General features: G+C 71.1%; 19 protein-coding genes. 8 read left to right on the forward strand and 11 right to left on the reverse strand.

The window, feature by feature from the left end; translation table 11 throughout:
• Window positions 1–27 precede the first annotated feature (27 nt).
• The 4 genes from BCF44_RS46325 (at window position 28) to BCF44_RS46340 (ending at window position 4,556) form a co-directional block, all read left to right on the forward strand.
• The gene (locus BCF44_RS46325; RefSeq protein WP_147328909.1) at window positions 28–1,029 is read left to right on the forward strand and encodes a hypothetical protein; all 1,002 of its coding nucleotides are present in this window, start codon (window positions 28–30) and stop codon (window positions 1,027–1,029) included.
• 149 nt (window positions 1,030–1,178) lie between these two features.
• Window positions 1,179–1,463 (forward strand): hypothetical protein, encoded by a 285-nt coding sequence (locus BCF44_RS46330; protein WP_116180939.1) that lies wholly within the window; start codon window positions 1,179–1,181, stop codon window positions 1,461–1,463.
• A gap of 104 nt (window positions 1,464–1,567) precedes the next feature.
• Window positions 1,568–3,556, forward strand: a complete 1,989-nt coding sequence (ligA, locus tag BCF44_RS46335; protein ID WP_116181006.1) for an NAD-dependent DNA ligase LigA — start codon at window positions 1,568–1,570, stop codon at window positions 3,554–3,556.
• Window positions 3,557–3,704: 148 nt separating this feature from the next.
• Window positions 3,705–4,556 (forward strand): hypothetical protein, encoded by an 852-nt coding sequence (locus tag BCF44_RS46340; RefSeq protein ID WP_147328910.1) that lies wholly within the window; start codon window positions 3,705–3,707, stop codon window positions 4,554–4,556.
• A gap of 51 nt (window positions 4,557–4,607) precedes the next feature.
• On the opposite strand, the gene BCF44_RS46345 is transcribed toward BCF44_RS46340, so the two are convergent.
• Window positions 4,608–5,309: a hypothetical protein gene (locus BCF44_RS46345; RefSeq protein WP_147328911.1), complete on the reverse strand. Its 702-nt coding sequence runs from the start codon at window positions 5,307–5,309 to the stop codon at window positions 4,608–4,610.
• A 432-nt stretch (window positions 5,310–5,741) separates the two neighbouring features.
• Here BCF44_RS46345 and BCF44_RS46350 point away from each other — a divergent pair, with 432 nt between their 5' ends.
• Window positions 5,742–6,359, forward strand: coding sequence for a hypothetical protein (locus BCF44_RS46350; protein ID WP_147328912.1), 618 nt, complete (start codon window positions 5,742–5,744; stop codon window positions 6,357–6,359).
• Between the two features lie 72 nt (window positions 6,360–6,431).
• Here BCF44_RS46350 and BCF44_RS46355 read toward each other — a convergent pair whose 3' ends face one another.
• The 4 genes from BCF44_RS46355 to BCF44_RS46370 all read right to left on the reverse strand — a co-directional run bounded on the left by BCF44_RS46355 (window position 6,432) and on the right by BCF44_RS46370 (window position 10,110).
• Window positions 6,432–7,217, reverse strand: a complete 786-nt coding sequence (locus BCF44_RS46355; RefSeq protein ID WP_147328913.1) for a hypothetical protein — start codon at window positions 7,215–7,217, stop codon at window positions 6,432–6,434.
• A 171-nt stretch (window positions 7,218–7,388) separates the two neighbouring features.
• Window positions 7,389–8,027 (reverse strand): PDDEXK family nuclease, encoded by a 639-nt coding sequence (locus BCF44_RS46360; RefSeq protein WP_116180944.1) that lies wholly within the window; start codon window positions 8,025–8,027, stop codon window positions 7,389–7,391.
• 77 nt (window positions 8,028–8,104) lie between these two features.
• The gene (locus BCF44_RS46365; RefSeq protein ID WP_147328914.1) at window positions 8,105–8,689 is read right to left on the reverse strand and encodes a hypothetical protein; all 585 of its coding nucleotides are present in this window, start codon (window positions 8,687–8,689) and stop codon (window positions 8,105–8,107) included.
• Between the two features lie 152 nt (window positions 8,690–8,841).
• Entirely contained in the window at window positions 8,842–10,110 is a 1,269-nt protein-coding gene (locus BCF44_RS46370) for a hypothetical protein (protein WP_116180946.1), read from the reverse strand.
• 405 nt (window positions 10,111–10,515) lie between these two features.
• On the opposite strand from BCF44_RS46370, the gene BCF44_RS46375 reads away from it, so the two are divergent.
• Genes BCF44_RS46375 through BCF44_RS46385 form a run of 3 tightly spaced genes read left to right on the forward strand, consistent with a single transcriptional unit; the run spans window position 10,516 to window position 15,718 of the window.
• Window positions 10,516–14,331, forward strand: coding sequence for a hypothetical protein (locus BCF44_RS46375; RefSeq protein WP_116180947.1), 3,816 nt, complete (start codon window positions 10,516–10,518; stop codon window positions 14,329–14,331).
• A complete protein-coding gene (locus BCF44_RS46380) occupies window positions 14,328–15,017 on the forward strand; it encodes a hypothetical protein (RefSeq protein WP_147328915.1) in 690 nt (229 codons plus the stop codon). Before BCF44_RS46375 ends, BCF44_RS46380 begins: the two co-directional genes overlap by 4 nt.
• A complete protein-coding gene (locus tag BCF44_RS46385) occupies window positions 15,014–15,718 on the forward strand; it encodes a hypothetical protein (protein ID WP_116180949.1) in 705 nt (234 codons plus the stop codon). The genes BCF44_RS46380 and BCF44_RS46385 overlap by 4 nt, the downstream gene beginning before the upstream one ends.
• Before the next feature lie 7 nt (window positions 15,719–15,725).
• Here the strand turns inward: BCF44_RS46385 and BCF44_RS46390 are convergent, their stop codons facing one another.
• The 6 genes from BCF44_RS46390 to BCF44_RS46415 all read right to left on the reverse strand — a co-directional run bounded on the left by BCF44_RS46390 (window position 15,726) and on the right by BCF44_RS46415 (window position 20,741).
• On the reverse strand, window positions 15,726–16,076 hold the full coding sequence (locus tag BCF44_RS46390; protein ID WP_147328916.1) for a hypothetical protein: 351 nt from the start codon (window positions 16,074–16,076) through the stop codon (window positions 15,726–15,728).
• Window positions 16,077–16,170: 94 nt separating this feature from the next.
• Window positions 16,171–17,508 carry an AlbA family DNA-binding domain-containing protein gene (locus BCF44_RS46395; RefSeq protein WP_116180951.1) on the reverse strand — a complete coding sequence of 446 codons (1,338 nt, stop codon included), beginning with the start codon at window positions 17,506–17,508 and terminating at the stop codon, window positions 16,171–16,173.
• Window positions 17,505–17,939 carry a hypothetical protein gene (locus BCF44_RS46400; protein WP_147328917.1) on the reverse strand — a complete coding sequence of 145 codons (435 nt, stop codon included), beginning with the start codon at window positions 17,937–17,939 and terminating at the stop codon, window positions 17,505–17,507. The genes BCF44_RS46395 and BCF44_RS46400 overlap by 4 nt, the downstream gene beginning before the upstream one ends.
• A gap of 11 nt (window positions 17,940–17,950) precedes the next feature.
• Window positions 17,951–18,916 carry an NUDIX hydrolase gene (locus BCF44_RS46405; protein ID WP_147328918.1) on the reverse strand — a complete coding sequence of 322 codons (966 nt, stop codon included), beginning with the start codon at window positions 18,914–18,916 and terminating at the stop codon, window positions 17,951–17,953.
• Window positions 18,917–19,212: 296 nt separating this feature from the next.
• Window positions 19,213–19,398, reverse strand: a complete 186-nt coding sequence (locus BCF44_RS46410; protein WP_116180954.1) for a hypothetical protein — start codon at window positions 19,396–19,398, stop codon at window positions 19,213–19,215.
• A gap of 347 nt (window positions 19,399–19,745) precedes the next feature.
• Window positions 19,746–20,741, reverse strand: a complete 996-nt coding sequence (locus BCF44_RS46415) for a S1 family peptidase (RefSeq protein ID WP_170218122.1) — start codon at window positions 20,739–20,741, stop codon at window positions 19,746–19,748.
• Between the last annotated feature and the right edge of the window lie 18 nt (window positions 20,742–20,759).

The following is a 20,759-nucleotide window of genomic DNA, read 5'->3' on the forward strand; positions in this document are numbered from 1 at the left end:
TGCGGCGCCTCGGCCATAATCGCGAGCGTGACCGATGAGTCGGACCCCACCAGCTCAGGCAGCGACCCGTGCGACGGCAGCGATGACACGGGTTTCACCCATCCCCCGCACGAATGCGGGTGGCTCAGCGCGGCTGGTGGGCCGGCCATGCCCTGGCTCGTGGTCTACGGCCCAGGGACGGCCTCGGAAGAGGTCGCGGTGACCATTGAGCAGACGTGCGCCGTGCGCTGCGTCCGTGCCAGGCTGCACACCCTGGACGAGGCGTTGACGATCTCGATCAAGAGGTACACCGGATTGGTGCTGGTGCTGCCGTCCGCGCCGCCGCCCCGCGGCCAGGACCCCAGATGGAAGGACTACCGCACGCTCGCCGAGGACTTCCGCAACAGGAACTTGCCGGCCGCGGAGGGGTTCTTCCCGAGGTCGACCTGCTGGCATGAGGTCGGAGTCCTGCAGGTTGTGTATCCCGAAGACGCGCTGGCGGACCCTGCCGTGACGGACTTGATCAAGGATGCCTGCGACCGCCACCCCTTCAGTGAGGGCGTCCCGTTCACCGGCGACGTCTTCAGGATCTTCCAGCCCGGCATGGCCCAGATCGTGAGGAACGACGAGGTCGCGGCGGCCCTTTCGGACAACTGGCGGGTCCTCCGGGCCTGGGGGATCAGCGACATCCCGAAGGCCCGCGTCATCAAGACCGGCGTGGACAACCGGCGCGACGAGCTCGACCACGATCCCAAGAAGCCGACACTGCACCGTCCCATCCTGGGCCTCGACATGAACCGCCTGGATCTGCTCTTGTTCCGCCCCGAGGAGACACCTCTCCCTGATCCGAACAGCACCGCCGAAGAGCAGAAGAAGGCGGCCGAAAACTTTCGCGCTAGCGGAGCAAGGGTCGTACGCAAACTGGTCGAGGAGCTGGTCCGCGACAACCCTTGGTTTCACTGCCCGCAAGGCAAAGCAGGCAAGAATTATGCACAAGATCGTTTCGCTGACCTGTACCGAATTCTCCGGACGGTGCTCAGCCTGTCGTGACGTCTAGGCGGTTCACGCTTCACGCTTTACGTGCCGGATTGACGGTCAACGGTTCACGACCTGCGCCAGGGAATCACGCTTTACGTAACACTCTCCGAGGTCATGCTTAACGTTTCTGTCGCGCGATTTCACCGTGTATTCCATGTGTCATGACCAAAGACTCGCGAAATGTCGTCATATCGGCCGTCGCCGCGTTGCTGCTTGTCGTGATCGTGTTCGTGTTCATCACCATCAGCCCCTGGATACTGGTCGGCGTGCCGGCCGTGTTGTGGGCGGTCGCCGGGATCGTCCGGGCGATCAACGGCTCGGCCGACCGCGAGCGCGACTCCGGCAACGAGAAGCCCGCCGACCACCCTCGCCGTGACCTGCCCGGCGCTCGCGCCAACGAGGCCGGGCTGCCGCCGGTCGAAGACCCATCGCAGGAGAACCCCTGATGCCCGTCACGGCTGCCCGGGCCGTGCGGACGTGGCGGCGGCCCGCGGCAGCATGGTCACCGTGCCCCACCAGGTTGTCGGTGGGTGTCGGTAGCTTGACCACCGTGAACGCCGGGGAACGTATCCAGGAACTCGCCGACCAGGTCGTGGCGCTGCGCGACGCCTACTACCGGGGCTCGCCGCTGGTGGCCGACGCCGAGTACGACGCGATCGAGGACGAGCTACGGGCCCTGATCGAGGCGAACCCGGGGCTGACGCCGGACCCGAACCCGCTGGAGCAGGTGGGCGCCCCGTCGGTGCTGCACGCGCCGGTCCGGCACTCGCGGCCGATGCTGTCGCTGGAGAAGGCGACCAAGCCCGAGCAGGTGGCGGCGTTCTTCGACCGGTTCCCCGGCCAGCCGGTGGCGGTGATGCCCAAGCTGGACGGGCTGTCGGTGGCCGTGGTCTACGAGGACGGCCGGCTGGTGCGGGCGGTCACCCGCGGCGACGGCACAACCGGCGACGACGTCACGGCACTGGTCCGGGCGCTGGTCGACGGCGTGCCGGAGCGCATCGACGCCCCGGGCCGGGTCGAGGTGCGCGGCGAGGCGGTGATGCTGCGCTCCATCTTCGCCGCCTACAACGCCGCCCACCCGGACAAGCCGCTGATCAACCCGCGCAACGCCGCCGCCGGCACGCTGCGGGCCAAGGACCCGGCAACGGTGTCCGAGCGGCGGTTGCAGTTCTTCGGGTTCGACCTGGACACCTCGGCTGAGGCCGCCGCCGACCTGGGCCAGGCGCTGCGGGCGCTCGGCCTGGAAGCCGCCGACATGCAGGTCTGCGCGGACGCCGAGCAGGCGCAGGCGGCGATCACCGAGATCGAGCGCAGCCGCAACGAGCGCGACTACGACCTCGACGGCGCGGTGCTGCGGCTGGCCGACCGGGAGGCGTATGCCGCCGCCGGCACACGCTCGAACTCGCCACGAGGGGCGCTGGCGTTCAAGTTCGCCGCCGAGGAGAAGACCACGGTGCTGCTGGACGTGGTGTGGGACGTGGGCAAGACCGGCAAGATCGCCCCGGTGGCCCATCTGGAGCCGGTGTTCGTCGGCGGCACCACCGTCACCCGGGCGACCCTGGCCAACCAGGAGGTCATCCGCGCCCGCGGCATCCGCATCGGGGACACGGTGCTGGTCCGCCGGGCCGGCGACGTGATCCCGTTCGTGGCCGGCGTGCTGGACGAGTCCAAGCGCACCGGCGCGGAGCGGGAGATCGTGCCGCCCACCACCTGCCCGTCCTGCCAGCAGCCGCTGACCGAGCAGGGCAACAGCCGGGAACTGTTCTGCACCAACGCTTCCTGCCCGGCGCAGACCACCCGTCGGCTGATCCACTGGGCCTCCCGCGCGGCCGCCGACATCGAGGCCGTCGGTCCGGTGTGGATCGAGCGGCTGGCCGAGTCCGGCGACCTGGACAACCCGCCGGACTTCTACACCCTGACCAAGGAGCGGCTGCTGGAGTTCGACCGCATCGGCGAGACCTCGGCCGCCCGCATGATCGAGTCCATCGCCGCCAGCCGGAACGTCGGCCTGCGCCGGGCCCTGATCGGCCTGGCCATCCCCATGGCCTCCGAGGGCACCGCCAGCCGGCTGTGCCGCGCCGGTTTCCGGACCCTGGAGGAGGTCGCCGACGCCGGCGAAGAGCGCCTGGTCGCCGTGGAGGACATCGGCCCCCGGGTGGCCGCCTCGCTCACCGAGCACCTGACCCGGCTGCGTCCGGAGCTCAAGCGGCTGCGGGAGCGCGGCGTCTCCCTCGACGTCCGCGAAGAGGACCTGCCGCCGGTGGTGGCCGCCGGCGCGCCGCTGGCCGGCAAGACCGTCGTGGTCACCGGGGCGATCAACGACCCGCGCTCCGGCGAGAAGGTGCCGCGCCCGGCGTTCCAGCGGCTGTGCGAGAAGGCCGGCGCGACCATCGCCTCGTCGGTGTCGGCCAACACCGACCTGCTCATCACCGGCGCCGAGGTCGGCGCGAGCAAGCTGGCCAAGGCCGAAAAGCTCGGCGTCCAGGTCACCGACCAGGCCCAGATCTGGCCCCAGCTCATCGACGCCGGCATCGCGTGAGCTCGAGCGCCCCGGTGCAGCCCCGTGGGTGGACACACTGCGCAGAGCAGCGGCCCTGCCGGGCCGCCTTCGCCGTGGTCGCGGTCACCGTCCCGGGCGTCTGCTTGGCCAGATGCTGCGCGCAAACCGGTGCGGTACAACCGTCGTCGTGACCACCAACTGGGTCCTGGACGAGGGCTTCTCGTGGAGCGCGGACAAGCTGCACCTCACCCGGCAGCTCGCGAAACGATTCCTGACCGAAGTCGCCGGTGAGCTGTTTCGCACCGAGATCGCCCTGGGCGCCAGGCCCTACTTCGTGCCGTCCGAGGCCATCTCCGCCGGCATCTGCAGCTCGGATGCCACTCCTGCGTTCGGGGACTGGCTGGCCAGCGCCGAGGCCGAACGCGTGGCCCGGGCGCGGCTGACCTATCTCGAGCCTCCAGTGGGAGAGTTGGCCATCCAGGTCGGCGCGAACCTGCGCACTCGGGGCATCGGCGACTCGTTTCGGGCGCCGACACCGTACGGGCTGGTGCTGTGCCCGTCGGGCCTGGGCTACACCTCCGACGGCATGCAGCTCGTCGCTGCGCACTGGGGGCCTGCCGTCGGCGGCGGTTGGTGGATCACCTGGTGGGCCGACATGCGCTCCTACGTCGCCTGGACTCGTGAGCAAGACCCGGAACCCGACCTGTGGACGACGTCGGTCGGGCACCTGGGCCTGCTGCACTACATCCACGCCACCGAAACGATCCGGGCCCGGCCGGCCCCTGGCGGCTGGGGCGGGGAATACCTGCACGACGCCAACCAAGCGGGCCCGGAGACGCGTGGTGCGCTCGCCGCCCTGACCGGGGTCTGGCACCTGCTCGCCGGGGACAGCGTGGCCCGGGAGCGGCTGGTCCCCACCGCCGCCGAAGCCGACTCGGACCGCCGCTTCGGGATCGTGCCGTCGCAGATCACCCGCGTGTGGCTGCCGGAGACCGACGACCCGGACCGCTTGTGGGACCGTGCAGCCGGGCCAGTGTGACCGCACGTGCGGCTGGGCGAGGGCCCGGGCGTAGGCCGACGTTGATCGCGGCTAGCCCCGCCGGCGCAGCGGAATCACGTCGGCCAGTCCCGTCTTGTCCAGCGCGGCGCGCAGCTGGAGCAGCAGTTCGTCGAGCTGCTCGAGGGAGGCGACGCCAGCGCCAGCGCCGGCGCGGGCCGCCCGCGCGCGAGCGAGAAAGGCTCGCAGGCCCGGTTCTCGGCGTCGCCGCTGGCCACGGTCGACGACCACCCGATCGCCCGTGACCAGCACCGGCGCGAACCGGTGGCGCACGACCTGACGGTAGGAGTGCAGCACGAACAACTCGCCGGCCTGAGCCCCGGCGGGAAGCCGCGTTACCAACTCCAGCTCGTCGGGCAGGTGAGCCGGCACGCGCACGAGGACGTCGCAGTCGCCGCCGTCGTCGCTGCTGTAGTCGTGGTGGATCAGCAGCGTCACGCCCGCAGCGTCCAGGTGGGACTGGTCGCCGGCCTCATCGACCAGCTCGCGCAGTTGCCGGTAGCGGGCGGCCATCGCCCGGGTCGCGCTGTGGCCCCAGCACCAGCTCAGCCAGGTCCAGATGCCGCCGGCGACGGTCGCGAGCGTCGCCTCGACCACGAAGACCGTGAGCAGCACGGATTCGTGGCGTCCGTAGGCGAGGAAGATCGATCCCAGCGCCGCGACGAAGAGGATGGTCACGATCACCGGGATCGCCACGTACAGCACGCGGGGCGCGAGAGTGGGTGTGCGGGCCATGGCCTCCCCCTCCATTGTGGACACCGCTGTCCCTGGTACTTCGGCTCCTGCGTGAACGGTGTTACCTCGCTGGCCGATCCCGACCGCCGCCGAAGCCGCCTCCGACCGTGAGTTCGTACCGTGCCGTCGGCGGCCCGTGGTCGAGCGTCACGTACGAGCCGGGCGGGCTGGTTGCCCTCCATCGCGGACTACAGCTCGAGATGATGCCGGGAGAGGATGGGCCCCGGCCGGCTGCTCTGCGCCGGGACTCTTCGGCTACACTGCCCAACGACGGGCAGGTCGCTACGCCGTCCATTCATCGGCCCTATCAGGGCTCCCGCATCACCCACGCGCCGCAACGCGTCCACTCCAGGGAGCCCATACGTGCCCATGACCTACACGTGGAACGAGCTGACCACGCGGCAGCAGCAGGCCGCGCGACGAATCCACAGCATGCTGACCGACGCCGGCGTGACCGTCTCGGTGTCCCAGGTCGCCAAGCACTTCGACGACGTGATCGCGTGGCGCGACCACGCCATCACCCTGGCTGACCTGTGCGAGAAGACCGGATGGCACCCACCCCAGCAGGACACCAGCGACACCGAACCGACCACGGCGTCTGGGGACCAGGACCCGCTGGCAGCAGTCCGCGCCGCGAAAGCCGCCATGCTCGCGGCACGGCGCACCTTCAAGAACGCAGTGCTGGCAGCCAAAGACCGCGGTGTCGACCCGATTACGCTGGTGGCTGAGGTTCGGGATGTGATGTCCGAGCCGGCAGCCCGCCGCCTGCTCGGCCTGGAATCGTTGCAGGACAAGGCCCGCCGACTCCTCTACGACATCGAGATCGAGGACGGCACCGCACTGGTGCTGGTCGAACGTGGCGTGACGACACTGGATTTCGCGGGCAGCGAGATCATGGACAGCGGCTACCCCCTGCGTTACAACACAGCCGCCGCGATGCTGGGGCATCTGCGCGAGCACGGCATCACGGCGGCCAAGGACGGCTGGGCGGATCCCACGGAGGCTTTGGCCGAGGGACACAGCGTCGAACTGTCCGAGATGCCGGAGTGAGCCCACCGGTAAGGGGCGGTTCCGGGGTACGGGAGAACGGGGCAATGAGCTCCTGAAACCCCTGGTCAGGAGCTATGAGGGAATCAGTGGGCGGCCGTGGGTGGTCGTGCCGCCCACCAGGTCGCCCACGGCCCGCTGCGCAAGGGTGACCGAGACCTCCTCGGGGTCCCCACCATGCTCGTTGTGGCGGTCGAGCAGGTCGTGCAGGGTGTCGTCGGCGTCCTCAGCGGTGGCGTGGATCGACACGTGCCGGTATGCCTTGGGCCCGTCAGGAGCGTCCAGCCCCTTGGCACGTGAGGTGGTGCGTGCGCCGTCGACGACCAGCACCCACACCGCGGCGGCCGCCCGGTCCTCGGCCATGAGGACCCGGACCGCGAGCGTGCCATCGGGTGCACAACCCAACCGCTGCGCCACGGTGATCACGGTCGGGGCCAGGCCCAGGTGCAGGCACCGGCGGGCCACTTCGAGTTCGGAGGCTCCGGTAGCGGCGACCAACTCGGCCAACGGCTGCTGGGTGTCCCAGCCGTGGCGGACCAGAGCGTCAAGCGAGGGATCCCAGTAGAAGCCACCCTCACGCTCGGCCGCGGCCCGCAGGCCGGCACGCCAGTCGAAGTCGGGGTCCTCGGCGAGGAACTGACGCAGCAGCAGGTCGGCCTCGCTGCGCCGACACTGCACGTCCGGAGGAAGCAGCCGGTGGCAGCGACTTTCGACCGCGCTGATGCCCCGGCCCAGCCGGTCGGCGATCTCGTCCAACGCCACACCGTCGCGCAGCCACTCGACGAGTTGCTCGTGTTCGCCGTCGGTCCAGATCTCACCGGCCCGGCGCGGCGGAAGCTCGCTGTCCACATCACCTGCCACAGTGACCCAGCGTAGCGACCATCGCCGCGTCGTAGTCATTGATCGCCCAGGGACAGTTGGACGCAGCGGACGTCGCGTCGGGTCGGCGAGTACTACGGGGATCCTGACCAGCTCCCCGTCTGCGACTCGACGCTCTGATTCCCTGACCGCGCTGCTGGCCGCCGCCAGGCGTCACAGCAACACCGGGCCGGCGGTCGAACAGTCGGTGTACCGCTGCGTGCCGGGATCGACGCCGCGCAGCGTCGGCACCCACGGCACGTCGGCGCCGGGAACGAGGGTCCCGTGCGATTCCAGGGTGAGCCCCACAACGCGGAACTCCGGGCGGCCGGTGCAAGCTGTATTGAGGCGCGCCAACGTGGCCAGGTGATCGCCGCAGAACACCGGATCGGAGTCGGCGACGACCCACACCGCGAGCGCGGCGTCGGCGGTGACCGCGTACGTGATCAGCTGGCCGACGTGCTTGTGGTCGGCCGGCCCGAATTGGACTTCGACGATGACGAGTCGGCCGTGCTCGTCGCGGGCGGCGAGATCCAGGCGCAGGCCGCCGACCGTCTGCTCGATGCCATACCGGCCCGGCGTCGACCAGCGTTCACCGATCACCACTTCCCGGCCGATGACCTCCAGGTGTCGCACGCCCAGGTGCGGAGCGAGGCAGTCGAGGTGGTCGGCCAGCCAGCGGGTCACGTCGGACTCCCGCGGCCGCCGCAGCCTCGGATCTCCGACGATCCAGCTCCGGAGGTTGCTCGCGGGCGCGGCCAGGGGATCAGGGCGCCAGCCGCCGTCGCGTTGTTCGCCCGGCTGCTCGGTCATGCGCTCACGGTAGCGGCGACCCCTGACACTCCTATGTGGACGTGGTGGGGGAGTTGCGCCCCAGCCGGCTCGCCGGGCTACTGCTCGGTGAAAGCCGAGTCCGGCAGGACCTTCGTCAGAGTCTCGCCGAGCTGGGTCAGTGCCGTGGTCACGGCGAGCTGCGTGGATCCGTCGACCGCGTCGAGGTCCATCGTGGGGGCTTCCCATGCGACCCGCCCATCGGCCGCCACCGCCACGGTGATCGTGGCGGTGGCACCGCCGGGCAGCCCGACGTCCAACTGGGCGCGATCGATGATCGCCGTGGTGTCCAGGCCGATGACGCGGCGGTGCAGTTCGTCGGCGGCCAGCTCGGCCATGCTCTGCAACTCAGCCAGCCGCTGCTGGGCAGCGCGGGTGACGTAGTCGGCCCGGTTGCCGACCTCGGTGAGCCGCTCGATCCGCGCGGCGCGGTCGGGCGCGTCCACGGCGTCGGCCATCCACTTGATCGCGGCGATCGCTTGGCAGATGGCCTGTGCCTCGGGCGCTTCGCACTCGGCCACGACCGCGGGCTTGATCGCGGCGTCCAGTTGCTTGATCAGCTGGCGGATGGTGGGCACGGCGGCGATGAGTTCGGACCGGGAGCGGGCGTCGCCGCCGGCCGGCAATACCGACTGATCGCTCATCATGGTTCTCCATTCAGGTGCACGGGGTTCTAGCCAGTTCGTCCTGGTCCGCGTGAGCGGGTCGGTCAGCTCCCGCTGTTTCTCCTCGGTAAGCGCACGGCGCGATCGCGATCCCCGCGTGCCGCTAGTCCTCGGTGGACGCATCCGCTTCGTCACCGTGACGTTTCTGGCCGAGGGGGCCGGGCAGGCCAGCCGGCGCTGGTCGGAGGCTCCGTGTCGACGGTCACGATGTCGCCGAACTTCTCCCGCAGCATCCGCGCCAGCTGTCCGAGGTCGTTCGTCCTGGAGGCCGGCACGCCGGAGCCGGCGACCTCGCCCGAGGCGTCGACGAACCGCGACGTGGCTTGGGGCTGGCGATCCGCCGTGAACGGCAGCACCGTGCCGGGCACGTCGGCGGGCGGGGGGTCGATCAGCACGGTGTCGAAGGTGGCAGCGTGCTTGCGGAGCACGGCGGCGAGGTCGGTGCCCGGGGTCGCGTCGAACATCTCGTCCGGCCGCTCCAGGACGTGGGCCAGGTCGCCGAGCATCACCGCGGCGCTGGTCTTGCCCTCGGCGGCGCGGGTGCGGCTGACGCCCAGGGGGTTGTTGAGCCAGCGTCCGATCTCGGTGTGGGAGACGCCGGCGGCCTCGGCCAGCTTGCGGTTGCTGTCGGTCTTGTCGTCGCCGAAGTCGTGGATCTCGTGCACGAGCGGGGGCAGGATCTGCTCGGTGAGCCAGGCCATGCGGTCCTGCAGCGCGCGCAGTTCGTCGCCGTAGCGGCGCAGCTCGGCGCGCTTGGCGTCGCGGAGGTGCTCGCGGATGGCTTGCATGTGGGCCAGCAGCCCGACCGGGAACAGCGGCGGGTCGGGACGGCGGTCGGCCAGCCCGGCCAGGATCATGCGGGCCTGCCGGACGAGGTCGTCGTCGGTGTCGGCGGCGTCGATGCGCCACCAAGCCGGGTGCAGCGCGTCGTCGCTGTCGATCTCGGTCTCGATCCACTGCTGGACGGGCATCGTCTGGCAGGCGGGCAGTTCCTGGCTGCGGAGGGCGATGTGCTGCTCGATCAGGGGCGCGTGCGTGCGGCCGAGGTCGCCGACGGCGCACGTGAGGCGGTGGGGCTCCTCGGCCTCGACGGTGGTGTCGTCGAGGATGGCCTGGGCGTGCTCGACCAGCTCGGGGAGCAGGGCGGCGGCCGCGGTGGTGGTCAGCGGGCGGGGGAGCGGCCAGCGGATCTCGTCGGCGTCGACGATCGGCGCCGCGGAGCGCCAGCTGGCCGGCGCGGGCTCGGCGGTCAGCTCCCCGTCGCCCAGCGACAGCACGACGCAGGGCCGCCAGCCGGCCCAGCGCGGTTTGCCGCCGTCGGCCCGGACGGGGCCGGGGAGGTAGTCGAGCGGGATCAGGGCGGTCGGGTCGCCCTCCGGCGGACACAGCTGCACTCGCATGGAACAACGGTGCCACCAACGCATGCACCTGTCCAGCGTGTAACACGTGTTCCACTCCAAGGTGTCACGCGTGACGAAACGTCGACGGTGACGAAACCTGCCAGGTTTCTGCCACCCGCGACGTCGAGCGGTAGTTACTCGCGAGTAACGAGCGAGAAGATTCTCTTGCCGTTCCCTACTCGCAGTAAGATACGGGTGTCCCACAGTGACATTGACGTCACGCTCCGCGTCCCCCGTAAATCAGATCTGCGCCGGAGTTCATTGTGCCCCGTAGTGGTGCTTCCCGACGGCCCGTGTAGATAGCCGTGGTGATGTGCTTCGGCGGAGAGATTGCTTCCGACGCAAGTGGGTGGAACGGCGTGAGCTGCCTTGCGTCGTCTTGCTGCTGACGGGGAGACTGCTCAGGTGACCGCGGATTCTCTCTACGACGCGTCGTCGTCCACGCCGGCAGACTCGACTGCGGCCTCGGTGGCGGTGGCGACGCACTGCGACGCCCGAGGCAAGCTCAACCTGCCCAGCGCCGCCCGCCGACGGCTCGGCATCGCCGACGCCGGCGGGACGGTCATCACCCGCCTGCACCCCGACGGCACGATCACCCTCGAGTCCCTGGCCACCACCGTCCTGGCGCTGCGCGCGACGATAGCCCGCGCCGTGCGCCGGCCCCTGACCGCGGTCCTGGACACCATGACCGGCGAGCCGAGCATCCCCGGACGCGCCCTCGCCCGCGACAGGCTCCTCCTGCACCCCCCGACCAGCACCGCGGCGCTGGTCGTCGACGGCGTGGTGGTGCTGCACCTGCTCGACGACCGCACCCTGACCGACACCGACGCCGTCGCGCTCGTGGCCGCGCTCACCAGCGGCCGAGGCGGCTTCTGGTCGGTGTCGGAGGCCGCGGTCGGACTGATCGAGGCCGCCGTGACAACCGCGGTCGCACCCGACGCCCGGGACGCCGACACCCACGCGCTGCTCGCCCACCTGCACGACGAGCTGGACCTGCTGGGCATGCGGCGCAAGCCGCCGCTGGCCGCCCAGTTCTCCTCCCCGGTGCACGCCGCGACCCAGCACGCGCCCCGGCTGCGCATGGACGAGCAGCTCACCCTCGCCCTGGCCCAGACCACCGGCGCCGCCGTGCTGCTGGCCCGCGACCTGCCGGCCGACCACCCCGTGCACGCCCTGATGCCGCACCCGATCCTGGGCTACGCCGACCTCGGCCTGACCGCCCTCACGCCGCTGGAGCCCGCCGACCGGATCGCGATGGCCACCGCCGCGCTCGCCGCCGCCGGCGCTCCCGCAAGCCAGCCCCATCTGCCCTGGCGCACCATCCGCGACAGCCTCACCGGAGCCGGCGTCACCCGCCGCATGACGAACCGGGACGCCCAGGAGGTGCTGGGCCAGATCCTCGACGAGCGCGGCCCGCGCGGCGCGACCGAGGTGGACGGGGTCCTCGGCTACAACCGGCTCACCGTGCTGGCCGGCGCGCTGCGGGTGCTCGCCGACGCCGACGCGTTGCGCGGCGAGCCACCCACACCCGGCATCCGCGAGCTGTTCACGGCCCTGCGCGAGGGACTGTCCGCTGTGGACGACATCGGCGCCGTGTCGGACCCGCAGCGGCTGGCCGAGATCCTCGACCACGCCGGCCACACCGTCACGCCCGCTGTCATCCTGGACGCCTGCTGGTTGCTGCACGAGAACCTCGACGACGTCCACCGCTGGCTCACCGCCGCCGGCCTCGTGGCGGCCGAGCCCGACAGCCCCAGGCAGGACACAGCCGCGCTCGCGCAGCCGGAGGCCGTGGCGGTGGCCTCGACGCTGTTGGCCGTGGCCGCCAAGCCGTCCCCGATGCCGGAACGCCTGCACTGGAGCGAGGTTCGCGACGCGCTGCGCGAGGCCGGCCTCCCCGGCGGGATATCAGACCGCCAGGCGCGGCAACTACTGGCCAACGCCGTGGGCGCGCAGGACCTGGCCGCGTTCACCGCGGACATCGACGCCCGCGGCTACGACCGTGTCGACGCGGTGATCACGGCCCTGTGCGTCCTCGACCACGCCGGCGCGCTGCCCCCCGCGCCGCTGTCGCCCGACCTGGTCTCGCTGATCACCGCGCTGCGCGCCGCGGTGTCCATCGTGGACGAGCCCGGGGCCATGTACGGGCCGGGCGAAGTGGCCGAGCTGATCGACGAACGCGTGCCCGGCCTGGCCGCGCAGGTCCGCGTGGCGGCGGCCTGGCTGGTCAACGACCACGTGGACCTGGCCCGCCGCTGGCTGGCCGGCCACCCAGGCACGGCTCCGGCCGCACCCGCGCCCACATCGGAGGTCCCGGCCCCGGTCGTCTACACCCCGGCCCCGCACCGCGGGCTCGATCACGCTCCCGCTGCCTCCCCGGCTCTCACCGCGCCGATGGCGGCGCCTCCGCCGGCCGGGGCCGATGCGCCCGAGCTGACGCTGTCCACGGCGGTCGCCTACGCGGCTCTGGCCGCCGTGGACGAAGTCGAGGCTGCGCACGTGCCCGCGGCCGCGCTGCTGGCCGCCCTGGAGTACGACGGGTTCGACGTGCCCGACGCTGATGAACTGGACCGGGTCCTGTCCGCCACGCTCGACGGGTTCGCCGCGCCCGCCCTGGTCCACGTCGACGGTGTCCCCGGTTACCCGCGCCGGGAGTTGATGGCCGCGGCGTTGGACTGGCACGACCAGGTCGGCGACCTGCGCGCGATCCTGCCCGGGGCCGCCGAAATCGTGCAGCACGTTCACTTCGAGACCGCCGTCGAGCTGGCCGCGCAGCTCGACACAGCCGAGGAGCTCGACCAGCGGCTGGCCAGCCACCCGAGCATCTCCGACGCGACCCGCGCCGACCTGGTGTGGCTGCTCACCCATCGCCTCACCTGCGCCCGCAGCTGGCTGAGCGCGCGGTTCAACCGGCCCGGCGACGCCCTGCGGGTCAGCCTGGCCGGCACCGCCGCCGGAAGGCACCTGGCAGCTGAGGCAGTCCGCCGGCGGCGGTTCGTCCGGGACCGTCTCCTGGCACTGGCTGAGCCCGGCTCCGAGCCCGAAACCGGTTCGGCAGCGCAGGACACGGTCCCGCCGACCGAACTGGTCGTGGCCGGCGCCGTGCTGGCCGCCACGCTGCCTCCGGAGTCGAACCACCACGTGCCCTGGCGGAAGATCCAGGACTGCCTGGCCCGCGCCGACATCACCGTCCCCACCCGCGAAGCCGCGCACGCCGCTCTGGCGGCCGCGTTCGGCGCGGACGCTGTGCCCGCGCAGACCCAGCACAGCCGCAAGTGGGGCTACGTCCGGCTGGAGCTGATGGCCGCCGCCATCGACGCCTGCGACCGGGCCGGGCAGTTGCCCACCATGCTGGCCCTCGCCGCTCTGCGCGACCTGGTCCACGCGCTGCCGGTCGGCCTGGCCGCCGTCGACGCCCAGGGCGGCGAGGTGCCGACGAAGAGGCGCCTGGAGTCGTTGCTCAACCAGCCCGACCAACAGGTTCCCGGAGCGATCCGTCAGGACGTCGCCTGGTTGCTGCGTAACAGGCTCGACGCCGTGCGCCGCTGGATCGACGGCCTGGCCGCCGGCGCCGCCTCGCCGAGCGCCACGGGACAGCACGTCCAGGACAAGGACTCGGCGCAACCGGACCGCGTGACCGCCGTGGCCAAGCAGCCCAGGCCGGATGGCGAAGTGCCGCGTGATCTTCTCGTGGCCACCGCCGTGCTCGCCGCCGCGATGCAGTCGCCGCGCGAGCGACACCTGGCCTGGACGCTGGTGCAGGCCCAGCTGGCCAAGGTCGACATTTCTGTCCGGACCCGCGAGGCTCTGCACACCACGCTGGCCGAGGTGTTCGGCGTGTTCGGCGTGCCCGCGGCGGTGCAGCACCAGCGGAAGTGGGGCTATGTCCGGCTCGAGCTGCTGGCCGCCGCGATCACCGAGTTCCACCGGGCCGGGCAACTGGCGGCCGTCCTGGCGATGCCCGACATCCGGGACCTGGTCACCGGGGCGCGCGCGGGCCTCGAGGTCCTCGGCGACACCGACGAGGTCCCGTCGCTGCCAGAGTTCGCGACGCTGCTGCGCGACGGCGGCCACACGGTGCCGGTAGCGCTGCAGCCCGACGTGCAATGGTTGCTGCTCAACCGAATCGACGACGTGCGCTGCTGGGTCCAGACCTTCAACGACACCGGCAGCGACCAACCCCTGCCTGCCGGTCCGGAAGACAGCGAGGATCGCTCATGACGTCCCGACGCGCAGCCCGTCCGGACGCCGACGAGGCACCGAAGGCCAGCGCCCGAGGAGAACGAGATCACTGGGTCGCGATGGTGCTCGCACACGCGAGCCTCGACCCGGCCGGCGACGACTACGACCGCGGGCGCGCGTTGCAGGCGCAGGCGCTGCTGGCCCAGTTGAAGGCCGAGCGAGCGACCACGGCGCGGGACACCGGCGTTGAGGAGGTGGACCGGTGGATCGACTGGCTCGGCGACCAGATCGCCTGGCTGAATACCCAACCGCGCACCGTGGAGCTGTGGGGGCGCGCCGACGAAGCGCGGCACTGGCACGAGCTCATGGTCCGGCGCGCCGCCGCGGCGGACGTTGACCGGCTCGCGGCGACAGTGTCCATGCCGGTCGCGGCCGCGACCGGCATCGCCCGGCACGCCAAGGCGGCGCTGCTGCACCTCAGCGAAGCCGAGACGACCGCCGAGGCCCACGGCGTGGACCTCTACGGCGGCACCCCGCTCGCTCGGGTCTGGCGGGACGCCCGCGACGCGGCGGAGGCCCTGGACGGATGGGCGATCAACAACGCCGGCGCCAACGGCGTCCCCGGCCGGGGGAAGCCCGGGTACCCCTATGCCGGCACCGAACGGTGGTGCCACCGACCGGGCGGTGTGCTGCCGGTCAGCCCGCCGCCGGAGGAACAGGCATGACGCCCGACGCGCCCAGCGGGGCGACTTGTCGGGAGCACCAGTTCCTGCTGGAGGAGATCGCGCGCTGCCATCGCGATCTCGCGCAGTTCCCCGGCGAGGACCCTGATCATCAGCGGGCGCGGGAGATCCTGGCCGAGCTGGCCGAGCACTGCCGAGCTGCCGCGACCGTGTTTGTGGTGGACCCGACCCTGGCCGACGAGCCCCACGGCACCCATCGGTTCCGGACCATCGACTTGCTCGCTGAACTGACTCGCCAGTCCCGAGGGCTGCTTCGCGGCGCGTGCAGCACCGTCGCCCTGGACCGCTGGCCCCGGCAGGCCCGCTGGGATGAGCTGGAGGCGCTGCTCGCCCGCACCGCCGAGATCGCCGCAGTTGTTCCGCAGGCCATACCCCGGCTGGACTACGCCACCGAGGCGGGCTCGCGAAGGATCTCCCGGGATCGACTCGCCGCGCACGCTCGCCAACTGGCCACCGCGGCGGACGAGATCCGAGACGCGGTCGCGGCCGCGCTGCGCCTGTCTCACCCTGATCCTCAGGCCCTTGAGTTGGCCGGCCTCGCCGACCAACTCAAGCGGTACGGCGACGATCTAGCGGTCCACCACACCGAACGCACCGACGCCCTGGCCGCCGCATGCCGTCCGTCTCGTCTCGACGACGGCGGGACGCCCCAGGGCCTAGCGGCCGTCGCCAAGGACGGCTAGGCCGGGGTCAGGCGGCCGCACGCCAGCGGATCACGCCGTCCACGAGGTCGGCGTCCCAGCCGGACGCGTCGTGGTCGAGTTCCCAGTCGTCGTCGTTCTCGCCGCTGTAGTAGCCGCGCTGGACTTGCCCGAACAAGAACGCGCCGGCCGTACCGTGTTGACGCCGGGCCACCCACTCGGGGAACGACGCGTCCGGCAGGTGCTCCTCGACCCATGCCCGCGCAGCCTGCTCGCTGTCGTGCTCTGACTCGGCCACCGCTTCGACCGTGTCGTCGTCACCGATGCCCAGCAGAATCGCCGACCTCCAGGTCACTGCGCCGATCTCGTGGCGCGGGCCAAGTTGTTGCGCTGTGTCCATCCCCCCAGGATCTCCGGGACAGGTCCGCCCTGCCAGCCGGCGACGGCGACGGATCCACGAGCCGGATGCCAGCGCTGATATCGGCACGTCCGGTCTACTGGCCGCCGATCTGCTTCCGCTGGCGCAGGTGAAGGTCGTCGAGTAGGGCCTCCATGCCGGTCACGCCTGCGTCCAGAGCCATCTCGACCAGCCAGTCGTCAACCTGGCGGTGTCGGTCGGCGCCGTCGCGCAGATCCAGGACCGGCTGGGCCCGCAGGTTGGCCCCGAACGAGCGGCCGCTGCCGTCGATCGGGTTCAGGCCGGCCATGTTGACGACTTCGTTGATTGGCCGCCCGCTGTGGAGGTCCAAGCTCGCCGGCTGCGGTATCAGCACAGGATCGATGCCGGTCAGGCCGGCCAGGGCGTTGATGATCGGCGCTGTGGTCAGCGTCGCGAGCAGCGCGTCCAGAAGGTGGTGGAGCCCGTCAACCTGCAGCAGGGCGTCGGGCATGCTGCCGCCGGCGGGCAGCAGCGCCGCAGCTCGGCTGGCGACGTAGCTCTGCACGCGGGGGATAACGTCGAGGGTGAACTGCAAGTGGTCGTTCGGCACGCCCGAGGCCCCAGGCAGCTTGGCCTCCGCTACGACCTCGATGGGCACCTGGTCCTCGCTCACGGCCTGCCAAACCAGGCGGGCATACCGGGCGCGGTTGAAGCCGCGGCGTCGGAAGGAGCTGAAGTCCGAGATGCCCAGCTCGGCGCACCACGCGAGCAACGCCCGCTGCAACGGCGAGTCGTCCAGGGCCGCGGCGAGGGCGTCGACGCCCCGTTCGGACAGATGCCGCCAGGCCTCCGCGGCGTCGACCGGGATATGCATGCCGCTACGCAGCACATAGTCCGGGCGCGCCATCCCGTCGCCTTCCGGCAGTTGCGGGCGCGGCAGCGCCAACCACGCGCTCCCGATCGGCGCCGTCGTTTCCGTGCACAGCTGGATGAGCCGGTCTCGGCCGGCGGTGGCGTTAGCGCCGTGCAGCCGGAACGGGACCTTCCCCTCATGCAGAAGCGGCCGTGGGGCACGTGCCGGGTCCACGCGCACGACCAGGACGTAGGTGTCGCGCCGGCCCGGCACGGCAACCTCGACGATCTCGGGCTGCCACGGCGGTTCCAGGCCGTGGCGGCAGCCTTCGGCGATCTTCGTGGTGGTCTCGCCCGGCACACCGACGACGCGGTCCGCGCTCGGGTCTTTGGCGACCTGCTTGGCGTCGGCGACACCGACCAGGACGAGCCCGCCGTACGCGTTGGCCATCGCGGCCACGGTCTTCACCAGGCTCGGCGAGTAGGCGCTCTTGTACTCCAGCGTGATGCTCTCCGGCAGTCCGAGATCGACCAGGGCGCGAACGCGTTCCCAGGTCACGTCGCCGGCGGCGCAGGCGGCCAGCGTCTGGACCGATGTCACTGCTGCTCCGCCGGAGTTGCTGACTCCGCTCCCGCCATGGCGGCCTCCATGCTGCTCTCGAGTGCTGCCAACACGACCGGCGCGTTGATGGCGAACACCTCTTCGCCGGCGGGACTCACGCCGGTTAGGTGGAGCACGGTAGGCGTCTCCGGGGCCAGACCGCCGCTGATTTCGATCGTGACCGTCACGACCTGGCCGGACACCTCCGTGGTGGCTGGCAGGGACAGCCTCATCCCGACGGCCTCGAAGGCGGCCGCGACGGACACGCCCTCCGTGCTCGAGGTCGGCGTCATCTCGATCGTCACCTCCGGCGCGGTGCCCCGGCCGAGCAACAATCGGCCGTCGCGGACAGCAAGCGGCTCCGCGGTCACCGACGTCACCGCCGGCGTCGTCGTCCAGGACACTGCGGTAGGTGTTGTTCCGTCGCTCACATGTGCGAACTCTACCGTTGGCCTGCAGTGCAGTTGGCGATACCGGGCCCGATCCGAGTCACGGCAGCGAGCAGCGATCGACGGTGGCGAGGGTCGACCAGGCCGACGCGATCGCCGAGGTCGGCCAGCGAACGCACGCACGCGCCGGCGCCGTCCCGGGGCTGAAGCGCGACCCCGCGAGGCAGCAGGATCAACACGGTGAACTCCACCGTCCAGGCGTTGGCTGTCGTCTGCAACCAAGTCACTGGTCGGGCTGCCGCAGTGATGGCCATGGCGGCGTCGGCAGGCACCACCTGCCCTGTTGCGGCTGCCACATGCCGGCTGGCGGCGCGCAGGATCCCGGCACGAGTCACCGGCCGCTGGCCGGCCCACCAGCGCGCCGGCGCGACACCCTCGTCAACGGGGAGGGCGTAGCCGCCGGGCAACGCCAGTCGCGTCGCGGAGTCCGGCGGACTGCTGTGGCGGATCAGCAGCACCTGATCCCGGCGGTCGACCACGACCGCGTTGGCGACCACGGCCTCGCCCCAGCTTCGGTTGCTTCCCAGCCCAGTATGCAGGCCGATGCGCGCGTCCTGGATCAGCTGCTCCCAGAACGGGTGCAGGCAACGACCGTGCTGGTCACGGGCCCATCCTCTGTGGGCGAACAGCTGTTGGAGGCGCTGCGGGACCTGTCGGGGGCGACGGGCTGTGCTGGTGGGGATGGAGATGTCGTGGTGGCCCATCGGGGGGATGACGGTCTCGGCGTCGCACCCGCCCGGTACAACCCACCGCCCCAGGGAGATCCGCTCCAGGCCTCGGGTCCAGGCGTGCAACCGCGGGCCGCTGCCGGTCTGCCAGTCCGGGACCGCGTTCTGGCCGAACTCGTCGAGCGCGTTCTCGGTGTAGCCGGTGGTGGTGGCGAATCCCGCCGCCCATGCGGCCTCATCGGGCACCAGAGCGACGTCCTGGGCGCGCACCGACGCCGAGTCGAACGACATGCGACCGAACACCGTGGTCCGCATCCTTTCCGCAATCCAGTGTTGGGATACGCACCATGCGGGTGCGTGACGTGCGCAATGGTGACCGACGTCAATGCCGGCAATCTAGGAAGGACACGGGGCTTTCCAAATATTGTCCAGTTTCGGTCTCAGACGCCCAGTTCTTGACCAGTCCGAACCCGCACTCACGGCGGCGATCGCGATGGAGAGCGGCCGCCGCCGTGGCGCCGTGAGTGGTGCCCTGCGGCCCCGACCGCCGAACACAACTCACGGCTGCTGCGCAACCGAACCGAAGGTCAGTTCGTGGCGCCGGTCGGGCAGCGGTCCTTCACCGGGACGCACGCGGGCACGACCGCGGGCGCCGGGTGGGTGTTGTCCAGCGGCAGGATGATGACCGCGTCGGGCCGGTTCGCCACCGTCGCGGCCTCGGCCGCCCCGGCGCATGCCACGGTCAGCGCCCCCATCACGACCGCGGCACCCACGGCTCGCAAAACAATCCTCATGCTTATAGCTCCGGTTCCATTCTCGATGTCCCGCCGAGGGCGGTTGTACAAATGGCGGCAGATGTCATCGCCACCGTGGGTGTTGGCTTTCCTACGAGAGCCAACACCCACGGCATCCGAGGTACACCCTGGCCGTTTCCGGCCAGGGCGTACCCGCACCACCAGTCGCTCCGTGAAATGCCGTTCGGGCCACAGACCAGAACGGTCCGGCTCGGACCTTCGCCGGTCACCCGCCGAAGGTCAGCGACTCCTCCCGGCCACACTCACCCCTCAGGAGTGCGCGCGGGTGGGCTCGGGAAGCTGACGGTTGCGGTCCTGGCCCTATGTCAGCCGGCCAGGGCGTAGTTCTTCTTCCACTGCTCGATGGCTGCGGTGCGCTGCTGCGCGACCGCCGGCGTCAGGGTCTGCGGGCCGGGCCCGTGGTGTGCGACCGGTCGCGGCAGGTATCGCTCCGCTGACACCGGATTCTCACCGCGTTCGACCGCCTTGATCCACCCCAGGTAGTAAACGGTCGAGGCGTAGATGTCGTCCTCGCCGCCGCAGCCGGGCAGCAGCTCCGGCGAACGCGAGACGACGCCGTAGCCCTGCCATTCGCCCTCGACCTCGTGGATCAGCGGGCCGCCGGAATCCCCGCCGCAGTCGCCCCGGAACCCATCAGCGTTGTGCACGCACACTTCGTCGACGCCCATCGGAAACGCCGAGTTGGTATTGCACGGGCCTGCCGGGTCGATGGTGGTGTCGACGTAGTGCGCGATGTGGGGCACGTCGCCGCGGTTGCTCGGGTCGGTGCGGCCCCAGCCGATCTGGCGCACCGAGGCGCCCACGGGCAGGTTGTGCACGCCGTTGGCCAGCGGCTCGTACGGCAGTTGGTCGGCGGTCTGGAGCACGGCGAGATCGCCGATCTCGTAGAAGGCGTCCGGAGTGAGCCACCCGAAGCCGCCGTTCGGGGCCGATGGGAACACCGTGATCTTGGTGACCTTGGTGTCGACACCGCCCCGGGTGTAGTCGTTACTGCCGATCCGGACGTGCATCCCGAACCGGGCCGGGTCGGCGGGCGTGCCGTCGTCGTAGGTGACGCAGTGCGCGGCCGTGATCACGTTGTAGGGCGAGTCCTCGAACGCCGTGCAGTCGAGGAAATTCGGGTTGCTCTGGTAGAGAAGCTGGAAGTTGCCCAACCACGGATAGGACTCGGGGTTGGCCACTGGACGGCCGCCGACGATGTTCGGCGTTGCCTGCGTGGTTGCCGCTGGCCGGTCGGCGGGCGTGGGAGTGGCGTTCGCGGGGGCGCCGCCCAGGCCCACGAGGGCCGTGGCCGCGAGCACGACTGCCGCGATAATTCT

Source organism: Kutzneria buriramensis (assembly GCF_003387475.1).
Lineage (GTDB): Bacteria > Actinomycetota > Actinomycetes > Mycobacteriales > Pseudonocardiaceae > Kutzneria > Kutzneria buriramensis.

Bases quoted from the DNA above. Each gene is read 5' to 3' on its own strand.
- BCF44_RS46330 (WP_116180939.1), top strand. From the start codon at position 1,179: ATGACCAAAGACTCGCGAAATGTCGTCATATCGGCCGTCGCCGCGTTG.
- BCF44_RS46345 (WP_147328911.1), bottom strand. From the start codon at position 5,309: ATGGCCCGCACACCCACTCTCGCGCCCCGCGTGCTGTACGTGGCGATC.
- BCF44_RS46350 (WP_147328912.1), top strand. From the start codon at position 5,742: ATGCTGACCGACGCCGGCGTGACCGTCTCGGTGTCCCAGGTCGCCAAG.
- BCF44_RS46360 (WP_116180944.1), bottom strand. From the start codon at position 8,027: ATGACCGAGCAGCCGGGCGAACAACGCGACGGCGGCTGGCGCCCTGAT.
- BCF44_RS46365 (WP_147328914.1), bottom strand. From the start codon at position 8,689: ATGAGCGATCAGTCGGTATTGCCGGCCGGCGGCGACGCCCGCTCCCGG.
- BCF44_RS46370 (WP_116180946.1), bottom strand. From the start codon at position 10,110: ATGCGAGTGCAGCTGTGTCCGCCGGAGGGCGACCCGACCGCCCTGATC.
- BCF44_RS46380 (WP_147328915.1), top strand. From the start codon at position 14,328: ATGACGTCCCGACGCGCAGCCCGTCCGGACGCCGACGAGGCACCGAAG.
- BCF44_RS46385 (WP_116180949.1), top strand. From the start codon at position 15,014: ATGACGCCCGACGCGCCCAGCGGGGCGACTTGTCGGGAGCACCAGTTC.
- BCF44_RS46390 (WP_147328916.1), bottom strand. From the start codon at position 16,076: ATGGACACAGCGCAACAACTTGGCCCGCGCCACGAGATCGGCGCAGTG.
- BCF44_RS46405 (WP_147328918.1), bottom strand. From the start codon at position 18,916: ATGTCGTTCGACTCGGCGTCGGTGCGCGCCCAGGACGTCGCTCTGGTG.